Origin of the sequence: Methylophaga sp. (assembly GCF_048266885.1) — a bacterium.
Taxonomy (GTDB): Bacteria; Pseudomonadota; Gammaproteobacteria; order Nitrosococcales; family Methylophagaceae; genus Methylophaga.
Genome location: NZ_JBLWYR010000001.1, coordinates 58,664 through 79,802 on the forward strand (window position 1 = coordinate 58,664; position 21,139 = coordinate 79,802).

Here is a 21,139-nt window from a genome sequence, read left to right on the forward strand (position 1 = left end):
TGAACCGGGCGTTTTTATTTCTAACTACTGATCCGTTGCTGAATTAGGTGTTGCATATTCTTCGTAGCAGAACAGTTATCACACTCGGTCAAGGCGATCTCCATGGCTGATTGAGCTGCGCGATAGTCCTGTTTCAAATATAGCAGAGTAGCTTTCATCAATGAGGCATTTTGATAATTGTCTAATAAATCATCAATCACCAATTGCAAACCAGGATCTGCACTGAAATAACGCAGATCTTTGGTGTCTGCTGTTAAGGCCAAATTCAGAGCCCAAACGGCTTTATCTGATTCACCTTGTAAAGCAGTAGCCAATGCAAATCCTACTTTAGGCAGAGAAGCTTTGGGATCTTTGCTGGATTGGGCCTTGAAGGCATTGATTGCAGTGGTCGCTTCATAACGTGACAGTGCTTCCCATCCATCAATGTTTTGATAACGGGAAAGCGTGTTGTTCGACGTGATCGTTTGGGGGCGATTAGCGGTGTAGTTTCTGGTGGGCGGAACCGATTGATATTGTTTTGAATAAATCAGCGGCGCTACGATGGTTATATTGCTGCCACGATATCCGTAATAACCAGAACGATGGCGCGGCCGGATGGTGTCGTAATGCCGATAATGAGGCTTATAACTCGGATAACGATGATGATTTAGTCTGGGATCCAGTCCAAAAGAACGATGACCTGAAATGCCCGTTGAGGGATGTCGATAATGACGATGACCAGAAAAACCAGAATGAGGACTATGATGCAGATTCTGACCAAGCTGCACATTCACCGACACGTCGGCATAACTTGTTTGATTTGGCAAAAATATCAAAAGCCCGTTTAGCAAGCTGGCGGCAAACACTTGAACAAATAAGTTTTTAAATAATGACATAGCCATTACCTCACAGTTGGCTGGCTGATAACAATCAGACTGACAGTAAAATTGTTGGTTCAATGACTGCGATGTAAATTCAGGTAAAGCAATGTTTCAGCGAGCTTTTTGGTATCATGCTCGCTTTCTTTCCTTCTTTAAAGCTCCCCATGTCTGTTACTGATTTTTCATCGTTAAATTTACCTGCCGAACAACTGGCCGTTCTTGATTCACTTGGTTATAAGCAAATGACAGCTGTTCAGGCACAAAGCCTGCCATTAATTTTGCAAGGCAAGGATGTCATTGCTCAAGCCAAAACCGGCAGTGGTAAAACGGCTGCCTTTGGTATTGGTTTGTTACAAGCGATTCAACCTGATTTCTTTGCTGTTCAAGCGCTGATTATTTGTCCAACCCGTGAGCTGGCTGATCAGGTCGGTAAAGAATTACGCCGTTTGGGCCGTGGCATACCGAATCTTAAACTGGTGATGTTATGTGGTGGTAAACCTCTGGGTCCGCAAATTGCGTCATTGGAATACGGTGCACATATCGTTGTTGGCACCCCCGGGCGGATTCAGGACCATCTTAAAAAATCCACATTGAAACTGAATAAAGTCAAAACCGTGGTGCTGGATGAAGCCGATCGTATGTTGGATATGGGCTTTGTCGATGCAATGCAAGAGATCATTAAACAGACGCCAAGTTCCAGACAAACCTTGTTATTTTCAGCAACGTTTCCTGATGGTATCAAACAGATCAGTCGCACTATTCAACGGGAGCCGACAAGGATTACCGTTGAGTCACAACACCAGCAAACGGTAATTGATCAACTGTTTTATGAAATCAAAAAACAGGAACGTAACAATGCATTGATACTGTTGTTCCAGCACTATCAACCCAAAAATGCCATTGTGTTCTGCCACACCAAAATACAATGCGATGAAGTCGCTGAGATGTTAAGAAATAAAAAAATTGATGCTCAGCCGATTCATGGTGATTTGGAACAACGTGAACGCGATCAAGTGTTAGTTCGCTTTGCTAATCAGAGCTGCCCGGTATTAGTTGCCACCGACGTAGCCGCACGCGGTCTGGATATCAAAGCAATTGAAATGGTCATCAATTATGAATTGCCGCGGGATCCCGAGGTGTATATTCATCGGATTGGACGTACTGGTCGGGCGGGGGAGTCTGGACTGGCAATGAGTCTGGTTGCCGAAGCTGAGGTGCCACGCATGCTGGCAATTGAGAAATATCAGAAGAAACCATGTCGCTGTGATGTGCCAGCGTCATTAGATCGTGATGACAGTTTTACGCTTGAAGCCGATATGGTAACTATTCAGTTGGATGCGGGGCGTAAAAACAAACTCCGACCTGGCGATATTCTGGGCGCTTTAACCGGTGATGCCGGACTTGATGGCGCCGATATCGGCAAAATTGATATCTTTGATATGTCGAGTTATGTCGCGGTGAGTAAATCTTCATTGCGACAGGCAATGAATTACCTGGCTGACGGCAAAGTGAAAGGTCGTGCTATTCGCGCCAGAAAAATACGTTAAAAATCTTTAAGAAAACCCCAATAACCTTTCTTTAAATGTGGTAATAATTACCCCGAGCTAACTGTTTGTAAGAGTATTGCCATGACCGACTTGATTCATGATATCCCAACCGAAAACGATATCTATAAAACACTGCTGGAATCAACCAAAGCCATTCCGTGGAAATTAGATTGGCCTACTATGCAATTCACTTACATTGGCCCGCAAATTGAGGCTTTGTTAGGTTGGGAGCCAACAAGCTGGAAGTCGGTTGAAGATTGGGCTGCTCGGATGCATGAAGATGAACGGGAATGGGTGGTGAATTACTGCGTTTCCCAATCCAAGTCAGGAATCGATCACGAAGCGGATTATCGGGCACTGACAAAAGATGGTAACTATGTCTGGATCCGGGATGTAGTTCACGTAGTGCGCAAGGAAAATGGAGAGGTCGATTCATTAATCGGTTTTATGTTTGATATCAGCGAGCGCAAAAAGACCGAGCAGGAATTGATAAAGCTGCAAAAGGAACTGGAGGAGCTTTCCTTCAAAGATGGCTTGACCGGTGTGGCCAACCGTCGGATGTTTGATTCCGTTATTGAAACGGAATGGCTTAAAGCCCGGCAAAATAAACAGCCATTGTCGTTGATTATTATTGATATCGACTTTTTCAAAGAATATAACGATTTTTATGGGCATTTGCAGGGCGATGACTGTTTAAAACAGGTGGCTGAAACCCTGAATAACGTTAAAGCACGCTCACGTGACTTCTTCGGTCGATTTGGCGGTGAAGAATTTGTCATGCTCTTACCTGAAACAGATGAAAACGCTGCGTGGTTGATAGCGGAGCGTTGTCGTCAGGCTTTATTTAAAAAACAAATACCGCATGAACAGTCGAAAGTGAGTCAATTACTCACCATCAGCCTGGGAGTCAGCACGATGATTCCCTCGCAAGATGTTGAGCATACTGAATTAATCAGCAGGGCAGATAAACAGCTTTATCAGGCCAAGCAGAAAGGACGTAACTGCATTCAGTCCGCTTAAACTAGATTACCGCAGGCGCGATTTGCCGGTACAGCGACATCCATCATTTTTGGATTGGGCAAGTTCAGGTTACCCATAATTTTTTTGTATTCAGTAACATCTTTCACTTGTAAACGCGGGTTATGCTGACGTTCTTCACTGATGGTGCTGACCATCCAACCTTTATAATCATGCGCCGGATAGACCCAGGTATCCTCTGGAAATTTCAATAACTTGTCGAACAGACTGTTGTATTGATCTGTGGCACTGCCATTTTGAAAATCAGTACGGCCAGTGCCGCGAATCAATAATGTATCACCAGTGAATAGATAAAGTTGATCGTCATGCTCCAATAAAAAACTGTAAGAATCGTCAGTATGACCTGGAGTATATAAGGCGGTTAGTACGATGTTACCTATCTCAATTTTACTCCCATCATGGAAACTGTCGTTGGCGCATGAAGAATTTGCCTGTTGCCCCATATAGGTTTCACAGCCTGTGAGTTCACGCAGTTTGCCAAGCGCCGTGATGTGATCAGCATGAGTATGCGTATCCATCGCCACTTTGAGCGTTAAACCAAATTCGTTTAATAAGCGTATATAGCTTTCTGTTTCGTCAATCACTGGGTCAATTAATACCGCTTGTTTGGTATCGGTATCTGCAATCAAATAACTGTAGGTAGATGAGTTTTTTTCAAATAGTTGTCTGAATAACATACTGATTAGTCCTATTTTGGTTGCAGATAAAACATCGTCATCGCTATTGCTAATAGGCCAATGGCAAAGATTTTTTGCAAAAGGGCATTGGCTATTTTGTGGCTGATGAGTTGACCCGTGTACATACCGGTCAGTCCTCCGGCAATCAGCCAGGCCAGTGATTCAAATGGGAGATAATTGATCTGTCCAAACGTGAGATGTGAAATAAACCCTGTACTGCTGATCACTGCGATAACAATCAAAGATGTACTGACAGCCTGTATCATGCTGACCTGGCTCAGTAACAGCAGTAACGGAATAATTAAAAAACCGCCTCCCACACCAAATAAACCTGATAACAAGCCAACCAAAAAGCCGCCCAGCACTAATCCACTCATGCAGCGTGGACGCAGTTGAAATTCTCCAGTCGGACTGAACTTACACAGCACGCCGGTGGCGTTTTGCAATGATAGATGACTGCTTCGAACAACTTTGCTGGCTTCGGGCATTGTTGTTGCTGTAATCCACATGCGAATAGCGATAATGACTGCTAGCAGACTAAAGCTGCCTACCAGAAACGTTTCACTTAACCTCATGGCTAACATTTGTCCAAAGGGTGCAGCCAACATGCCGCTAATGGCTAACAAAGCAGCAGGTTTCCATAAAATAGTTTGATTACTAAAATTTCTGGCACTGCCATACAAAGTAACTGCAGCAACGGCGGCTAACGATAACGTCACGGCTTGATGAATTGAAACACCGCCCAGCATAATCAGTAAAGGCACTGCAAATACAGAACCACCAGCCCCGGTAAGGCCAAGCAATAAGCCAATCACAATGCCAATTATCAGCAACATCGATGTTATTTATTCCAGGGCATTTTTGCGATGATTAAGCCCATTGCACAGCTATCGGTAATACCAGAAAACATCAGACCAGCACCGACAAATCCTGATAAGGCAAACCAAGCTGAATTCACAGCAAATCCAAGAATTACACCGCCTAATACCAAACCTCCCGCAGTAATGCGAACCTGGCGTTCGATAGAGATAGTCTTTCCCTGTGTGATCACCCAGTCGGCATTCATCTTCTCAACGGCCTGAATACCACCCTCAATGACCACTAAGGATTGGGAAACTTGCCCATCTATTTGTTTGGCAGCAGTTTCGGCACGACGTCCTGAATGGCATAAAAGATAAATTTTCTCAGGGTTTGCTGAGTGCTGGGTGATTGCCTGTTGCAATGCCTCAACGCTGAATGTCTGTAATGGCAAATGGATGGCGCCGGGCAACGCTTTGGCGTTAACTTCGGCGGTTGTTCTGACATCGACAATGCAAATATCGGCGGGTGTTTTACTTAAAAACACCGTTTCTGGTTTTTCGATGGTATAACTCATGATTTCTCTCCACATGAAGACGTTTGATATTCAGGACAGTACAGAGATTGCAAAACGGCGATGATACGCAGCGCGGCATCGCCATTCAGCCGGTAATAGACGGTTTGTGAATCTTTGCGGGTTTTGACTAATTCCGCATGACGCAGGCTGGCAAGATGTTGTGATAATGCCGACTGACTGAGCGGCACCAGAAGATTGATTTCACTGACGGCCAGCTCCTGGTTACCCAAGGCACATAAGATCATCAGTCGGTGCTCGTTGCTCATTTGCTTGAGCAAATCGGCCGCTTTGTTTGCATGAGTTTGCATCTCGTGCATATCAGGAAAAGACTGGGTAGCCGTGCTCATGGTATGTCCTCGCATAATAAAGTAATGCGAGTATATAAGTTCTTTCTAAATTAGATGAATCTAAATTAGTAATTAATGATGTTTGAGGCTGATGTCTGAATAATTAATGGATCAACTGAAAGGAAGCTGGCGTGTGGACGCCAGCTTTAACTGCTTTACTCGATTTTTACGAATTCGCTAACGGGCACATCTGACATGACTTTTTGTAGATCACTGCCGCTTAACGACAGCGCATAGCCTAAAACACCACTGCCGATAATCACCTGATCAAACTTAAATGCACTGTTATCAGCTAAAACCGTAATTGTTTCAGGCAGCGCAATTGGTGGTACGGCACCAACTACATAGCCAGTTGCTTCGGAGACTTCATCAAACTCGGCCATGCGCAGTTTTTTCTCGCCAAGCTGTTTTCTTAAGGCTGCCCAATCAGCACGTCCGCCACCGGCTACTGCCAGCAGGCAAAACTGACCCGTACCCGTTTTAAATAACAGACTGCGAACCACGGAATTGGGATCGCGACCCTGACTACTCAGTAACTCTTCCAGATTACGGATCGGTTTTTTATCTTCACTAAGCGGTATTTCAACTACTTCGTAGGTAACTGCGTGCTGAGTTAATAATTCAGTGACTGGCGAGCTGATAGTCTGGCTCATGGATTCTCCATCAAGGTGATTCGAAAACGGTTACTGTATGAATTAATTGCTCAAACTGTCAAAGCAATAGCGTAATAATTCCTAAAGACATAAATACAATCGAAGCTGCATAGCGAGCTGCATTCAAAGGCAATTTTTGCATCAGCTGATGACCGAATAGCACAATAGGTACATTCGCTAGCATCATGCCAACTGTCGTACCGAGTGTCACAAGAAAGAATTGCTGATATTGTGCTGCCAGAATAACGGTGGCAATTTGCGTTTTGTCGCCAATCTCGGCCAGAAAAAATAACACTAAAGTCGCGACAAACGCTCCATAGCGATTCAGATTGGAAGAAGCATCTTCTTCTTTGTCAGGAATTAATATCCATAAAGCAACGGCAATAAAACTGATGCCGATCAGTAAGCGTCCCGTTTGCGGCGAGATAAACTCAGTGATCCAGACACCCAGCCAGGCTGAGAGACCGTGATTAAGCAGGGTAGCGACTAAGATGCCGAAAATGATGGGAATGGGGGCACGGAAACGTGCCGCTAGGAATAACGAAAGGAGTTGGGTTTTATCACCGATTTCCGCCAGGGCAACGGTGGTGGTTGAGACAAAAAAAGCTTCCATGATTTGGCTACTCAGGCGGGATAAAAACCAAAGGCAAATAACAACTACCCGCCTATGGAGTTGTTATTTGCCTCAGGTCTTGCCAATGCCATTCTAGTGAATGACACGAATCTGCCATGTGTCTTGAGGACACAAGTATGTTGACAGATTCACGCACTAGGTTCTGTTTGTTTCCCATCAATGATGAGAAACAAACAGAACCTAAGATGGGTAGACTACTCCCCTAAGACAGCTGGCATTATAAGCATGCTGTTAATTTGCTGCAATGAATGGTTTTTTTATTCTCTGAGTTGCCAGGTGGGCTGGTCGTTTTCATTAATGATGTGGTGTTTGATTAACCATTCGCGCGCATCTTCAGCATCCTGTTCAAACCAGGCTTTAGCACTACCAAGCCGAAAGCTGTAGCCCCAACTATCCATATCTAACATCATCCGATTTCGGCCGAGTTCAGGCAGAAAATCACTAAGCAAGATCTGCAGATAACACACGCCATTTTCTTCGTCGTAATCACCGGCCGCATCCGTATCTAATTTAATGCGCCGTTGACCATCCATACAAATGTAGTGACCGGCTTCATGTAGCGCCGAATGCACTGGCGTATCAAGCCGAAGCAATAATTGATTGCCTACCAGTCCAGCTTCACGTTCACCAAAAAAACTGCCGGGTATGGCTTCATGCTCAGCAACCTGTTTGATTTTAATACCGTAAGGCTGCAGCAGTGTTTGCAGATGTTGCTGGTAAAACTCTGTGCAATTCACCACATTTTGCGGATCAGACACGTCGGGCATCACCAATAATATGATTAATCACCAGGCCCGCCAGTGTTAAACCGAATATAGAAGGCATATAACTTACCGTGCCGTTTACAGCGCGGGCCCGTCCGCGACTGACCGGTTCCGGCGGCAAAGGTGGTAACGGGTACTCCAGCGAATAAACCGTTTGGATTCCTTTACCGACACCGCGCTTGCGTAAATGTGAACGTAATTGTTTAGCGAGCTTACAGATAGAAGTATTCATTAAATCGCCGGTACGTACCTGGGTCGGATCAAGTTTACCTCCGGCGCCCATGCTGGAGAATACCGGCAACTGATTACGCCATGCGGTTTCCAGTAAGGTGGTTTTGCTACTCATGCTGTCAATCGCATCAATGATTACGTCAAAGCCTTGATTGAGTGTATCGGGAATAGTTTCTGGTGTTAAAAAATCAGTAATAAGGTTCAGCTCGCATTGCGGATTTATATCTGCGATCCGCTGTGCCATGACCTCGACTTTTAATTTACCGACTGTTGAGTTCAAAGCTACCAGCTGGCGATTCAGATTCGATGCTGATACCACATCATGATCCACCAGAGTCATTTTACCCACACCCATGCGGGCAAGTGCTTCAGCGGTAAATGAGCCGACTCCGCCCATGCCTGCCAGAAAAACATGGCTGTTCTGCAGCTGTTCAATACCGGAGTCTCCCAGCAAAATATGCGTGCGCTCAAAGAGCGGGTTGCTGTGCGCCATTCGTTTTCCTCAACCACAAAGTTTAATTCCGGCTATTTTCCGATAACCGTCCGCTAATGGCAAAAGGCGCTGGTTGAACCGTTAAAGTTGGGGCTTAAATTGCTTCACTGAATCAAAGAAAGCTTTTTCAACGGCATCGCCGCGATAACGTAAATGCAGATAAAGATCAGTGATGGTGGAAATCTGTTGTTGATACGCCGGAAGGGCCTGTTGCGCCCGATGAGCAAAATCTTCTGGTCCTTCATTGGGCCGGCGCACAATATCCAGCCGGGCGAGCTTGGCACAAAATTGCTGATAAACACGTTGTATCCTATCTTGGGATACAGACTTCAGTCTTAAGGTTGTCCAGGCAATCCAGCTGAATATCAGCGCAATACCTATCGCCAGCCAGCTAATCATTTTTTGCCAATCCGGCTGATGCATGCCGAGTTTCTTAAGTAAATCGAGTTGTCTTTCCGGCCCGTAGCTGACAACCCACATATCCCAGGCACTATTAAGTGCATCCCAGTTGTTTTTTGCAGACTGCCACATTTCCACCAAACGATCGTTATTGGCAATGGCTCTAGGGGAGCGTCGTTCAGCCGGCAATAAATCACCAATGCCAAAATCTACCCGATTACTTGATACCGCAGCAGTAGGATCAATTCGGATCCAACCTTTATTTGGCAGCCAGACTTCTGTCCAGGCATGCGCGTCACGCTGGCGGACAGTGAGAATTTGATCGACCGGGTTGATATCGCCACCTTGATAACCGGTGACAATTCTGGCTGGAATACCGGCAGCGCGCATTAATACGGTAAAACTCGCTGCATAATGTTCACAAAACCCCTGTCTGGTTTCAAACAGAAACTGATCAATGGTATCACCGCGCAAGGCTGGAGGTGTGAGACTATAGCTGAAGTTCTGTTGGCGAAAATAATCCAATACAGAGTCGATATAAGCTTCATTGGACTCACTTTTTTCGATCAAATCCCGGGCCAATTGCTGACTGCGTGGGTGGCGATCATCCGGCAGATTTAACCCGTAGCCCAAATAGCCATCCACTTCAGGGTTAAATTGGTATTGTTTATGTGAGCTTAATTTGTATTGCACCCGTTGTTTGATTACCTCGCGACTATTTAATTCACCATCTGCTGTGATCTGGGTCTGCATGGTTGTGGGATAGGTGGTAGGGAAGTCCAAGGCAAACAACCAGCGTCTGTCATGTGGTTCCAGGGTCATGCTATAGGTAGTCGGTTCACCTGTGACATGAATTTGCACGACCTGATCCTGTTTTTTCTGCTTCTCATTTAAAGGTAACCAGCGTTTACCATCGGTATGCCAGAGGACTGGTCCACGCCAGTAGAGATTCTGCCGATCAGGAAACTGGTTGTTATCAAATTTGACGCGAAAGGCAATGGCATCGGATTGAGTCAGCTGACTTATATTGCCGATGGTAATGTCATCAGACATGCCTGTGACTGCATTACGAGGCGGTACTTCACCCAATGTCATGCTGTCTGGCAGGCTGTCGGGAATATCCATTGCATCATTGGGCAATCCCCAGATGGGGCCGGAAATACGTGGAAACAACACAAACAACACCAGCATTAACGGCGTAGCTTGCAACACCATAACGCTGGCCTGTTTGACACGGTTTTTGGCAGAGCTGTCCGTTTCGTTGGCAGTAATCAAACAACTGGTCAGCAGAATCACATTGACCAACATCAATATGACGATCGGAATACTTTGATTAAAGAAAAAATGGGTGATGACCAGGAAAAAACCCATAAAGCAACTCAGGTAATAATCCCGCAGACTTTTCACTTCGACAATTTTGAAGGCCGCCATGGTAGTTAATAACGCGACACCTGCATCACGGCCGATGGTGATGCCGTAACTGTAAAACACCAGCACGATGGTCAGTACTGCACTGATGGAATGCAGTACTTTTAACAGCCGTTTATCAGCAGGTAATGACCAACCACGCCAGCTATGCATCACGCGCCAGCTCATCATTAACAAGAATATCAACGCGACCCAGAGTGGCTGATAGAAGAAATGCGGAATGGCAATAATCGTCAATGTCACCATCAACCAATGAATGGCCGTTTGTGATGGAGCGATAACCGGTTTTTTACTGGCCATACAATGCCAGAGCTTGCAGACATTGATGTCGGTGATGTTCACCCGTCGCAATATCAATGGTTTGAGTTGGCATCACCAGCCCGTATTGCAATCCGGCTGCATCAGCGGAGAGTATCCACTGGCATAATTGCGATAATTTGGCTTCGGTATCCTGCAGCTCAGCAACATCCTGCCACTGCAGCATAAGACTCTGTCCGGTGGGACTACTGAACTGTTTGGTCCGTAATACACCATCACGAGCCAGGGCTTTCCAGGCGATATGTTGTCTGGCATCGCCATCGCGATAACGATGAAAACCGGCAAAATCATCAATGCCTTGCTGATGTTGAAAAGCCACTCCCGTTTCCATCGCTGAGGGAAGCGGCATCGGTTTTTGACCGACTGGCTTTGGGTAAACCAGAACACTTTGATTAATATCAATAAAAAACCAGCTGAATAACAAGCCGACCGGATACACACTGGAAAGTTGCAGCCGACCTAAGTCTTGCCATCCTCTTTGCCGGGTAGGGATTGGTATCAGATGCAGGCTGTTTTGATCTGCAGCAATTAAAGCGGCCTTATAAACAGCAACATAGCGGGAAAACTTTTTAAACGGCCACCAACTTGATGTAGAGGGTGATGCCAGATAAGCCATTTCCAGTTGCCGGATAGGGCGCTGGCTTTGGTTGATGAACGTTATCGGCAACAGAATGTTTTGTTCACAAAATGTCGGTTCAGCATGACCCAGCTGATAATCTAGCTGTCTTACATTGCGGTAGCTGTGATGCATGGCGACATGGCCGACACCGACCAACAGAAAACTGAGTAAATGGCCAAGGCTGTTGTTGTAATTAATGGCACCCAGCAACATCACCAGAATTAACATCGCGTAGCTCATTCCATAACGGCTGGGCAAAATAAATACCCGATAGCGCTGCTGTTGTCGCCAGCGCTGCCAATATTGGCGCAACATTAACATCAGGGAATCGCCACCTGCTGCAGGATTTCTGCCGTCCAATCAGCCGATTGCAGATGGTCGCGGGCTTGCAGGCGATGTTGAACAATACTGGGAAAAACCGCCTGCACATCTTCAGGGATCACAAAGTCACGACCACTGATCATGGCCCAGGCTCTGGCAGCTTGAATCAGACCTAAGCCTGCCCGAGGAGACAGGCCGTTATAAAACTGACCCGTTTGTCGGGTATAGGCTAACAAGGCCTGAACATAATCAATCAGGGCATCACTCAACGCTATTTTGCTGGCTGTTTGCTGCAGTTCAAGCAATTCATCTGGAGTGATTTCAGCAGTAAGCTGTTTTAGCATCTGCCTTCGATCTTCGCCTGTCAGCAAAGCACGTTCGGCCTGGTGATCGGGGTAACCGATTTGAATACGCATCAGAAATCGATCCAGTTGTGATTCCGGTAATGGGAATGTGCCAATCTGATTGGTGGGGTTTTGGGTGGCGATAACAAAAAATGGATCATTCAACGGGTAGCTATCACCTTCTATAGTGACCTGTTGTTCTTCCATCACTTCCAGCAAGGCACTTTGCGTGCGAGGTGAGGCACGGTTAATTTCATCGGCTAACAGTAACTGGGTAAAAATTGGCCCACGATGAAAGCTGAATTGGTGTTTCTCGGGGTCATAAATTGATACACCAAGAATGTCTGCAGGCAGCATATCGCTGGTGAATTGTACCCGCTGAAAACGTAAACCCAAGGTAGTGGCCAGCGTATGTGCTAATGTAGTTTTACCGACACCGGGCAAATCTTCAATCAACAAATGTCCACGGGCAATAAGGCAGGATAAGGCCAGTTTGACGGCGTGCTGTTTACCGAGAATCACTGCGTTAATCGAGTGGAGTATGCGATCAATGCTGCCGTGCGTCATGGAAAGTCCTTGGTTGATGTAGGTTATTGTTGATGTCGGAATAGACATGCTAATTTGAGTTGGGTTCTTTTCACTTTTTGCTAAGGAGATTTAAATGTCAAATGAAGGTTACCACGAGCCGTTTAATGAGTTATCAGACGAAACCAAAGATATGCATCGTGCCATCGTATCGTTGATGGAGGAGTTGGAGGCAGTTGACTGGTATAACCAGCGGGTAGATGCCTGCAAAGATGTGGAACTGAAAAAGATTCTCGAACATAACCGTGATGAAGAAAAAGAACATGCCGCGATGACTCTGGAATGGATCCGTCGAAAAGATAAAAAAATGGATGAGCAATTACGGGATTATTTATTTACCGAAGGCGAAATCACCCATCATCACGATTAGTCAGATACTGAAAAGACGTCGACAATTCGCCGTGGTGATTTCAGCAATATGATTGCTGGACTCACCACGTAATTGACTGAGCTTTTCCAGTATCACCGGAATATTTTCAGGGGTATTACGTTGTCCCTGATAACCGCAAAGCGGCATATCGGGCGCATCAGTTTCCAAGACAATTTGCGACAGCGGTAACTCGGTAAACAGCCTTTGTAATCTTTGTGCGCGAGGGTAGGTCAATGCGCCGCCAATACCTAATAGAAAATTGAGATCACGATATTGTTCCGCTTGCTGGGCACTACCACTGAATGCATGTACAGTGCCGCCGATTATTTTTTTTTGGCGTAATAGTTTGAGAACTTCATCGTGGGCTTTACGAACATGCAGGATAACAGGCAAGGCATATTTAACTGCGACATCCAATTGAGCTTCAAATAAGCTAAGTTGGGCGCTTATATCAGCATCCGGCACATAAAAATCCAGGCCGATTTCCCCAATTGCAATTGGCTGGTATTGGCGGACGGCCTGATCCAGAAGTTGTGCGGCATCTTCAGGATGTTCTTCCATAAACATTGGATGACAGCCTAACGCCAGCGATAGCATTGTGTTGCTATTACACAACTCGATTTGTTTGGGCCAGCTATTGACCGTGACGCCGGGGATGACAATTTTTTCGATACCTGATTGAAGACAGTTTGTCAGGATAGCCTGACGATCTGCATCAAAATCATTAAAGTCGAGATGGCAATGACTATCAATCAGGTGCAACATGTTGAGACTGCCTTTATAAACAGAGGAACATATCATGTCAGAAATCTATCATGAAGCCAGTAAGCCACATGAGCGCTTAATGTTCAACGTAGCCATATTTCATTTTTTGGTTCCGGCCCTTTTGTTTGGTACCCGAAATCTGTGGTTAATTGTGTTGATATCGCTAGCGGGATCCCTGGTAATGATTGGCTCAATAGCCTACAAAGCACACAATTCACAACAACAGACAGCACTGGTTCAAGCCCATTGGAAACTTGCCTGGAAGCGTTGTTTGTACTTGCTGGGTGCTTATCTGGTTGCGGCAGTCATATTTGGTGTTGGCTCATTTTTATTGCAGGCTCAAGCCGATGAAAGCATGCGGTTTATTCAGCGCTCAGTGCTCGGATGGTTTGCTTTGGTACCGATTTCGTTGACATTAATCGCGTTGATTGTACTGGAGGGAAGCGCATTGGTGCAGGCCCGTAAAGGCGTGATGCCTTCAGAGATGAAACTGTAATCAAACAGTTTTAATCGAGCGTAACGGTTTCAGTTTTTGCCAGGCCCTCACCACGTGGGTCACTGGCTGCATTGAGATGGCGGGCTGTTTTATCGGCAACTATCACCTGCATATTGCCAAATTGCCGGTTTAATATATCCAGTTGATGACCCCGGCGGATCAAATCTTTTTGCTCTGCCTCACTGAAGCCGGGAGTTTCCATTTGTACCCGGTCTGGCAGATATTGATGATGTAATCGTGGCGCACTGACAATTGCTAGGGCTTCCTGACCTTCCATAAAATGCAGGATACCTTGCATCACCATGGTAATAATCCGGCTGCCGCCAGGTGTGCCGATTACCAGTAAACGCTGGTCATTTTCAACAAAACTGGGAGTCATGCTGGATAGCGGGCGTTTGCCAGGTTCGATCGCATTGGCAGATTCGCTGACCAGCTCATAAGCATTCGGGCTGCCACTTAATGCTGAAAAATCGTCCATTTCATCATTGAGCAATACGCCAGTATTACCTGCTACAAAACCACTACCGAAAGGATAGTTGATGCTTAGTGTGGCCGATACCCGGTTACCATACTGATCAACAATCGAAAAATGTGTAGTGTCTTCGCCTTTATTACTGAACTCATCCGGCAAATCATCACTGTTACTGGCTCTTTGTGGATCGATATTCGTTGCAAGTTTTTTGGCATACTCAGGGTCAATCAAATAGTCTGGAACCTCAACAAAATCACTGTCGCCCAGATGCACCGTTCGCTCGCGATAGGCCCGGCGCATTGTTTCGATTAGCCAGTGACGTTTTTGTAGCTGGTCAGCTTGCCAGTAATTCAGTGTATTCAATTGATTCAGCATCAAAGTTATCAACTGACCACCTGCTGAGGGCAACGCTGCAGTGGTAATGGTGTAACCTGCGATTTGAGTCTTTACTGGCTGGCGGATTTTCAGTTGATAATTTGCCAGATCCTGTTGGCTCCAGATACCACCGGCAGCCTGCACCGATTCCACCATCTGTTGAGCGATATCCCCCTGATAAAAACCATCGCGACCTTTTTCAGCAATCGCTTCGAGGGTGTTGGCTAAATCCTGTTGAATAATCACAGTGCCTAATTCGGGAATGTCATCTCCATCCAGAAAGATTGTTTTGGCTTCGGCATTTAATGAATGTTTTCTAAACCCCATATATCGCTGGTAGCGCGGAGTGACAGCAAAGCCTTCTTTGGCATAACGAATTGCCGGGGCAAGCGTAATTGATAATGGCAACTTGCCATAATGCTGCGTCAGATAATCCAATGCAGCCGGGGTTCCGGGAATGGCAGCCGCCAGAGGTCCATTTAATGATAAATCACGAACCACTTCACCGTTTTCATCCAGATACATATCACGATGTGCTTTGATTGGAGCCGTTTCACGACTATCCAGTATTATTTGATGTTTGTCTGCATCACGATGTAATAACCAGAATCCACCACCACCCAGACCAGATCCAGCAGGTTCAACCACAGCAAGTGCGGCACTGACGGCAATCGCTGCATCAAAGGCGTTGCCACCTTGGTGCAGAATTTCAAATCCGGCCTGGGTTGCTAAAGGATGGGCAGATGCAATTGCCGCTTGTCCGCTTTGGTTTTGAGCAAAGCTGACCGGAGTGATTAATAGACAAAGTAAAAGACTGGTGAATAATCTCATGGATGCTGTTTTTGTTTGGCGGCAAGCCTATCCTGTTCTCTTCGACGTATTTTTTCCAATCGGTGTTGTTCTGCTGCCTCGTTTGATTCTAAGCCAATATGTGCTTCACCACGTTTCAATGCCAATTGAACCTGTTTTTCACGTTCGGCATAGCGGGCTTTCTGATCGTCAGTGGTTTTATTAAAACAATGCGGGCAGGAAACACCGCGCTGGTATTGTTCACTTTGTTTGTCTTCTTCAGTGATCGGTAACCGACAGGCATGACATTGATCGTATTCGCCTTTTTCAAGGCTATGATTTACGGTGACGCGTTCGTCAAATACAAAACATTCGCCTTCCCACAGTGACTCCTGTTCTGGTACGTCTTCCAAATATTTGAGAATGCCACCTTCCAGGTGATAAACCTCTTCAAAACCTTGTTCTTTCAAATACGCCGTGGATTTTTCGCAGCGTATTCCGCCAGTACAGAACATGGCGACTTTTTTGTGTTTTTGCGGATCCAGATGTTGTTTTACGTATTCTGGAAACTCACGGAAACTTTCAGTGTGGGGATTCACAGCGTTTTTAAAGGTACCAACCTGTACCTCGTAATCATTGCGGGTATCGACCAGTAACACTTCAGGATCACTGATTAACTGATTCCAGTCTTTGGGTTTGATATAGGTGCCGACGGACTGTTTCGGATCGATGCCTTCGACGCCCATGGTGACGATTTCACGCTTTAGTTTCACCCGGCTGCGCAGAAAGGGCGGATTATTGGTATACGACTCTTTGTAACTCAAATCCTCTAATCTGGGATCGGCACGCAAATAATCCAGCAATGCATCAATAGATTGTCGCGAGCCGGCGACGGTGCCATTGATACCTTCCTGTGCCAGCAACAAAGTGCCCCGTACTTCATGATCCAGCATGAATTTGAGCAGCGATGGTTTAATCGCAGCATAATCATCCAGAGTGACAAATTCATACAGTGCGCAGACCACAGTTTGAGCCATAGAAATATTCCGTAACGAGTTAAAAACCTTAGGGTCTGTTGTTCTTTCAAAGCCACCACTGCTGGAGACTATTTTTTCGTCCAACAAGGCGGAAATGATGCGGTGTAGTCATTCTACATAAGTCATTTCCAAGGCAGATGGTCGGAAAAATAGTCCCAGCCATTCGGGTTGTGATTGAAAAAACGCCATCCGGTGTTGCTCGTCATTTATTTGGAACAACCAAACCGCATTCCTCGCGCCTTGTATGACGTTTTTTCAATTCACAACAGAGGCGGCTTTGAAAAAACAACAGACCCTACATTTTACATGGATATTGTTGGGTCGTGTATGCTTACTTAATAGCAAGCCTCAACAAGCAATGACTGATTTTACCAATCAACACATTGAGGTGTGAAATGGATGAATTGCAACAACTCAAACAAGAAAGTGAACAGTGGAAGGCTGATCATCTTCACTGGTTGGCCGATGCAGATTCCTGGACCCACCATACTCAGAGGTTGATAGCTGTTCTGCATAAACTGGAAAGAAGTTTACCTGAACACACTGCCAAGCTGGATCAACATGTTGAATTAATTATGCAACATGAAGAAACCATTAACCGCTATGAATGCGGGCTTGAACCTAATTGTATGACCAGCTGTGATAGTTATATCAATCTGGAGAAGCAACGGGCTTTTCACGATAAATTGCGAAAACTGCATCATAAAATGCAACAGCATCATCAACTATTTAGCGAGCAATATAAAAATCAGATGGCCAGTTTTTATCAACAAGCGCAACAGCTGATGCAGGAAATTGCTGAGGTATAGGTACTGTGCATAGTTCACTTTTACTTGTTTATCATTCATAGCCTCTGGAAGCAGTGGCGATGAATGATAAGCAAACCCTAAGTTACCACTGGCGGACCCGCCCAGTATCAATGTGAATAAAGTCGGATTTTGGATAATATCCTACGCCACCGCCTTGCAGACTAAGCGCCATATCTCGCAATGCTTCAAGTTCTATCCCTGGTAATCGCAAATCTACAGCCATTCCCAGTGTGTGGAGACTTTTTTGAGCGACACCAGTACTGTTCTTGCGCAGCATTTCATTGCTGGCGGGGGAGCGATAACCGGAAATAATATGAAACGCTTGTTTACTTTGTGCTTTCTCGTGCAACAGAAACATTAAATTCAATAATTGCGGATCCATGTCAGTGTGTTCGCCGCTACGATGATCGCGTAACAGGTGATTTATATCTGCCAATCCGTCTGGTTGATATTCACCATCCGCCCAATAAGTCGCTTTGAGCTTTTCTTCAGTATGCAAGTTATACAGCGACAGCTGACGAGGCGCTTCTTTAGGCAAATTTGCCAATGCCGCGGGCATCATTAACATGGCACCGCTGGCAGCCAGATAACGTAATATTTCGCGTCTGCTGAAGGTTCTTTGCATCACTGAGGCAGTTAAACGGTTATTAGAATCAGTCATATCAATACAGCAAGAGAATGTTTAAGCATAAATTGCGAATAATAGCGGTAATTAACGATTTCGCTGTATTAATGCTGCGATTTAAAACGCATCAAAAGCCATAGGAAAAATGGTCCGCCCAATAAGGTAGTAATAACGCCGACGGGTAATTCTGCCGGGGCAATAACCAGTCTGGCAAGCGTATCGCAAATCACCAGAAAGCTACCACCAAAAAGCAATGTGGCCGGTATCAGGTAACGATGATCTTCACCGATTATCAATCTACAGATATGTGGCACCATCATGCCGACAAAGCCAATTGGACCGCATAAGGCAACGATAGCCCCCACGCACAATGAGGTAACAAAAAATAATGCGTAGCGTACGTATTTCACCGAAACGCCGCGACTTGTGGCTATTTCATCACCGGCCATTAACAGGTTCAGCTCGCGGCTCAGATAAATAATCACTACTGCCGTCAGCGTAACAAAAGGTAATAGCTGCTTTAATTCCTGATAACCCACCACAGTTAAACTGCCCATTAACCAGCGGATAATTTGAAATGAATCGGCGACATTGCTGAGATATTGAATAAACAGAATCAGGCTGGAAAAGAAGAAGCTGATAGCAACGCCGGTTAACAATAAGGTTTCGCCGGAAAAGCCAAAACGAAATCGACTGATACTGTAAACAAAACTAATGGCAATTAACGCACCGGAAAATGCACTGAGGCTGGTGGCACTTAATCCTAAAATCGTAAAACTGATGCCGGTGTAGACACTAATGGCTGCACCTAACGAGGCACCGCTGGCAACGCCGAGGGTAAATGGTGTGGCCAGTGGGTTCCGAAACATTGCCTGAAACACCATGCCACACAATGCCAGACCACAGCCCGCTGTAAAGGCAAATAACACCCTTGGGATCCGCAACTCATAGATGATCATCTGCTGAATTTCTGCAGGACCAGCCGCTGAAAAATCTACCCACGGACTGATAATGACCACCAGAACGGTAAACAGACTTAATGCGATGAGTTTACTGTTTATGCTCATGACTCATCTGCCACAGCAATTAGCCGATCATGATGCGGATGTTTGGCAAAAACAAATACTTGCTGGTAAAGCTGCTGTAACCGCTCAGTATCTAGAAACTGTTCAGCAGGACCATGCCACAAACATTTACCATCCAGTAACGCCAATACATGTTTGCTGTGCTGCGCGGCATGATTGATATCGTGGGTGACTTCAATAATGGTTTTATTATGCTGCTGGTTGAGTTTCCGGATCAGTTGATGAACCGCAACTTGATGATGCGGATCCAGAAATGCAGTAGGTTCATCCAGGATCAATACCGGTGTATCCTGCGCCAAAGCAGCGGCGATCATCACACGCTGACATTCACCCCCGCTTAAGGTCGACATTTTACGGTAACGGAATGGCTGGCATTCGGTGATGTTGAGAGCATTTTCTACCACCTCGTTATCATGAGCCTGCCATTCTGAAAAAACATGATGATGGCTATATCTTGCCATTCGAACATAATCATCCGCGGTAAAGGTCAGATGATTGCCACCGCTTTGCGGTACATAGCTGATAAGCCTTGCCAACTTTTTGTGGCGATACTGGGAGATTGGCTGACCATCAATCATCAGCTTGCCACTGTGAAGAGGCAAAATCGCGATCAAGGTTTTCAGGAAGGTGCTTTTGCCCGAACCATTTGGTCCAACGATGCACAGATAATCACCTTGCACGACGTTACAACTAATGGATTCAATAAGTATTTTGTCAGCAACTCTGACGGAAATATCCTGCGCGTTAATCAACATGGTTCACCTGTTCCCAGTCTAGGTGAGGGTGTAGTATCTGTGCCAGCTGTTCAGCCAATTGAATAATTCTGGGCCCAGGGATCACCGCATAATCCGCCTGAATAATATGTAATTGATTATTTTTAATAGCATGGATTGTATCGAGTCGTTGCCATTGTTGCTGAAGGGAAGTGATATCTGGTGAATAGACCTCAGCATCCGGAAAAATATCAATAATTACTTCAGGGTTAAGCCGTAAAAGACCCTCAGTCGATAAAGCTGGAACACGGAGCTGAGTGCCCTGATAAACATTGGTGGCACCAATGAATGGCAATAAATCATTGTAAAAATCCTGTTGCCCGGCGATATAGACTTTATCCAAATAATGGGTATTTGAACTATGGGCAATGGCAATTAAAACCTTGGGTTTTGATTGACTCTCAACTTTTTGGTGAATCGCTGCAAGGCGGCTGTCAAAATCACTAATCAGCTTCTCAGCTGTTGCCGTTTGTCCTACTGCAGCGGCAATATCGATGATGCTGTGACGAATGCCAGCCAGGCTGGAGTTATCAATGCTTAAGGTGGCAATTCCTAGTTGTTGTAGCTGTTTTTTCAGCTCATATTGGCGTTCCAGCAGAATGACCATATCGGCCTTTAACCGAACAATCTGTTCCAGATTCGGGTCAAGATAGCCACCCACTTTGGGTAAGTTTTTTACTTGTGCGGGATATTGACAGTAGTCGGTCACGGCAACCACCTTATCTCCAGCATTCACTGCAAAAAGTGTTTCTGTAATACTGGGAGCCAGGCTAATGATTCGCTTTGGTGGAGATAGTGGGGACATACTGTTGTCTTGCGGCGCTGTTCCAGGCTGCAACCAGACAAAAATAAATACCGCGATAAACAGCAGAATCGGCCAAAAACGTGCCATTTTGGCTTCCCTGTGACC

24 protein-coding genes are annotated in these 21,139 nt (G+C 45.6%); 5 read left to right on the forward strand and 19 right to left on the reverse strand.

The genetic code is table 11. The annotated features are described in order from the left end of the window. Positions 1-20: 20 nt before the first annotated feature. Positions 21-875, reverse strand: a complete 855-nt coding sequence (locus ACN0V2_RS00315; RefSeq protein ID WP_417548797.1) for a hypothetical protein — start codon at positions 873-875, stop codon at positions 21-23. 149 nt (positions 876-1,024) lie between these two features. Here ACN0V2_RS00315 and dbpA point away from each other — a divergent pair, with 149 nt between their 5' ends. Then, entirely contained in the window at positions 1,025-2,407 is a 1,383-nt protein-coding gene (gene dbpA / locus ACN0V2_RS00320) for an ATP-dependent RNA helicase DbpA (protein WP_417548798.1), read from the forward strand. A gap of 81 nt (positions 2,408-2,488) precedes the next feature. After that, positions 2,489-3,427 (forward strand): diguanylate cyclase, encoded by a 939-nt coding sequence (locus ACN0V2_RS00325; RefSeq protein WP_417548799.1) that lies wholly within the window; start codon positions 2,489-2,491, stop codon positions 3,425-3,427. On the opposite strand, the gene ACN0V2_RS00330 is transcribed toward ACN0V2_RS00325, so the two are convergent. From ACN0V2_RS00330 to ACN0V2_RS00380, 11 genes are all read right to left on the reverse strand, one after another. Further along, positions 3,424-4,122: an MBL fold metallo-hydrolase gene (locus ACN0V2_RS00330; RefSeq protein ID WP_417548800.1), complete on the reverse strand. Its 699-nt coding sequence runs from the start codon at positions 4,120-4,122 to the stop codon at positions 3,424-3,426. The two genes, ACN0V2_RS00325 and ACN0V2_RS00330, sit on opposite strands and share 4 nt — an antisense overlap. A gap of 11 nt (positions 4,123-4,133) precedes the next feature. Then, positions 4,134-4,958: a sulfite exporter TauE/SafE family protein gene (locus ACN0V2_RS00335; protein ID WP_417548801.1), complete on the reverse strand. Its 825-nt coding sequence runs from the start codon at positions 4,956-4,958 to the stop codon at positions 4,134-4,136. A 5-nt stretch (positions 4,959-4,963) separates the two neighbouring features. Beyond that, entirely contained in the window at positions 4,964-5,497 is a 534-nt protein-coding gene (locus tag ACN0V2_RS00340) for a rhodanese-like domain-containing protein (protein ID WP_417548802.1), read from the reverse strand. Further along, entirely contained in the window at positions 5,494-5,844 is a 351-nt protein-coding gene (locus ACN0V2_RS00345) for an ArsR/SmtB family transcription factor (RefSeq protein ID WP_417548803.1), read from the reverse strand. Before ACN0V2_RS00345 ends, ACN0V2_RS00340 begins: the two co-directional genes overlap by 4 nt. A gap of 155 nt (positions 5,845-5,999) precedes the next feature. Further along, entirely contained in the window at positions 6,000-6,497 is a 498-nt protein-coding gene (locus ACN0V2_RS00350; RefSeq protein ID WP_417548804.1) for an aminoacyl-tRNA deacylase, read from the reverse strand. A 58-nt stretch (positions 6,498-6,555) separates the two neighbouring features. Next, a complete protein-coding gene (locus tag ACN0V2_RS00355; RefSeq protein ID WP_417548805.1) occupies positions 6,556-7,110 on the reverse strand; it encodes a TMEM165/GDT1 family protein in 555 nt (184 codons plus the stop codon). Positions 7,111-7,388: 278 nt separating this feature from the next. Then, entirely contained in the window at positions 7,389-7,889 is a 501-nt protein-coding gene (locus ACN0V2_RS00360) for a hypothetical protein (RefSeq protein ID WP_417548806.1), read from the reverse strand. After that, complete coding sequence (locus ACN0V2_RS00365) at positions 7,882-8,619, reverse strand: ThiF family adenylyltransferase (protein ID WP_417548807.1); 738 nt, start codon at positions 8,617-8,619, stop codon at positions 7,882-7,884. The genes ACN0V2_RS00360 and ACN0V2_RS00365 overlap by 8 nt, the downstream gene beginning before the upstream one ends. An 81-nt stretch (positions 8,620-8,700) precedes the next feature. Beyond that, positions 8,701-10,746 carry a transglutaminase TgpA family protein gene (locus ACN0V2_RS00370; protein WP_417548808.1) on the reverse strand — a complete coding sequence of 682 codons (2,046 nt, stop codon included), beginning with the start codon at positions 10,744-10,746 and terminating at the stop codon, positions 8,701-8,703. Continuing rightward, a complete protein-coding gene (locus ACN0V2_RS00375; RefSeq protein WP_417548809.1) occupies positions 10,736-11,704 on the reverse strand; it encodes a DUF58 domain-containing protein in 969 nt (322 codons plus the stop codon). The genes ACN0V2_RS00370 and ACN0V2_RS00375 overlap by 11 nt, the downstream gene beginning before the upstream one ends. Beyond that, on the reverse strand, positions 11,704-12,615 hold the full coding sequence (locus ACN0V2_RS00380; RefSeq protein ID WP_417548810.1) for an AAA family ATPase: 912 nt from the start codon (positions 12,613-12,615) through the stop codon (positions 11,704-11,706). The genes ACN0V2_RS00375 and ACN0V2_RS00380 overlap by 1 nt, the downstream gene beginning before the upstream one ends. Before the next feature lie 94 nt (positions 12,616-12,709). Here ACN0V2_RS00380 and ACN0V2_RS00385 point away from each other — a divergent pair, with 94 nt between their 5' ends. Then, entirely contained in the window at positions 12,710-13,003 is a 294-nt protein-coding gene (locus tag ACN0V2_RS00385; RefSeq protein ID WP_417548811.1) for an encapsulin-associated ferritin-like protein, read from the forward strand. Here the strand turns inward: ACN0V2_RS00385 and ACN0V2_RS00390 are convergent, their stop codons facing one another. Next, positions 13,004-13,768: a TatD family hydrolase gene (locus ACN0V2_RS00390; RefSeq protein ID WP_417548812.1), complete on the reverse strand. Its 765-nt coding sequence runs from the start codon at positions 13,766-13,768 to the stop codon at positions 13,004-13,006. 34 nt (positions 13,769-13,802) lie between these two features. On the opposite strand from ACN0V2_RS00390, the gene ACN0V2_RS00395 reads away from it, so the two are divergent. Next, the gene (locus tag ACN0V2_RS00395; protein WP_417548813.1) at positions 13,803-14,264 is read left to right on the forward strand and encodes a hypothetical protein; all 462 of its coding nucleotides are present in this window, start codon (positions 13,803-13,805) and stop codon (positions 14,262-14,264) included. Positions 14,265-14,274: 10 nt separating this feature from the next. On the opposite strand, the gene ggt is transcribed toward ACN0V2_RS00395, so the two are convergent. Both ggt and ACN0V2_RS00405 read right to left on the reverse strand, forming a co-directional pair. Next, positions 14,275-15,942: a gamma-glutamyltransferase gene (gene ggt / locus ACN0V2_RS00400; RefSeq protein ID WP_417548814.1), complete on the reverse strand. Its 1,668-nt coding sequence runs from the start codon at positions 15,940-15,942 to the stop codon at positions 14,275-14,277. Then, complete coding sequence (locus ACN0V2_RS00405) at positions 15,939-16,937, reverse strand: rhodanese-related sulfurtransferase (RefSeq protein WP_417548815.1); 999 nt, start codon at positions 16,935-16,937, stop codon at positions 15,939-15,941. The genes ggt and ACN0V2_RS00405 overlap by 4 nt, the downstream gene beginning before the upstream one ends. A gap of 395 nt (positions 16,938-17,332) precedes the next feature. Here ACN0V2_RS00405 and ACN0V2_RS00410 point away from each other — a divergent pair, with 395 nt between their 5' ends. Then, positions 17,333-17,746: a hypothetical protein gene (locus ACN0V2_RS00410; protein ID WP_417548816.1), complete on the forward strand. Its 414-nt coding sequence runs from the start codon at positions 17,333-17,335 to the stop codon at positions 17,744-17,746. An 82-nt stretch (positions 17,747-17,828) separates the two neighbouring features. Here ACN0V2_RS00410 and ACN0V2_RS00415 read toward each other — a convergent pair whose 3' ends face one another. The 4 genes from ACN0V2_RS00415 to ACN0V2_RS00430 form a co-directional block, all read right to left on the reverse strand. Beyond that, positions 17,829-18,407, reverse strand: coding sequence for a DUF882 domain-containing protein (locus ACN0V2_RS00415; RefSeq protein ID WP_417548817.1), 579 nt, complete (start codon positions 18,405-18,407; stop codon positions 17,829-17,831). A gap of 68 nt (positions 18,408-18,475) precedes the next feature. Next, the gene (locus ACN0V2_RS00420) at positions 18,476-19,438 is read right to left on the reverse strand and encodes a FecCD family ABC transporter permease (protein ID WP_417548818.1); all 963 of its coding nucleotides are present in this window, start codon (positions 19,436-19,438) and stop codon (positions 18,476-18,478) included. Then, entirely contained in the window at positions 19,435-20,211 is a 777-nt protein-coding gene (locus tag ACN0V2_RS00425) for an ABC transporter ATP-binding protein (RefSeq protein WP_417548819.1), read from the reverse strand. Before ACN0V2_RS00425 ends, ACN0V2_RS00420 begins: the two co-directional genes overlap by 4 nt. Continuing rightward, positions 20,201-21,121: an ABC transporter substrate-binding protein gene (locus ACN0V2_RS00430; protein ID WP_417548820.1), complete on the reverse strand. Its 921-nt coding sequence runs from the start codon at positions 21,119-21,121 to the stop codon at positions 20,201-20,203. The genes ACN0V2_RS00425 and ACN0V2_RS00430 overlap by 11 nt, the downstream gene beginning before the upstream one ends. Between the last annotated feature and the right edge of the window lie 18 nt (positions 21,122-21,139).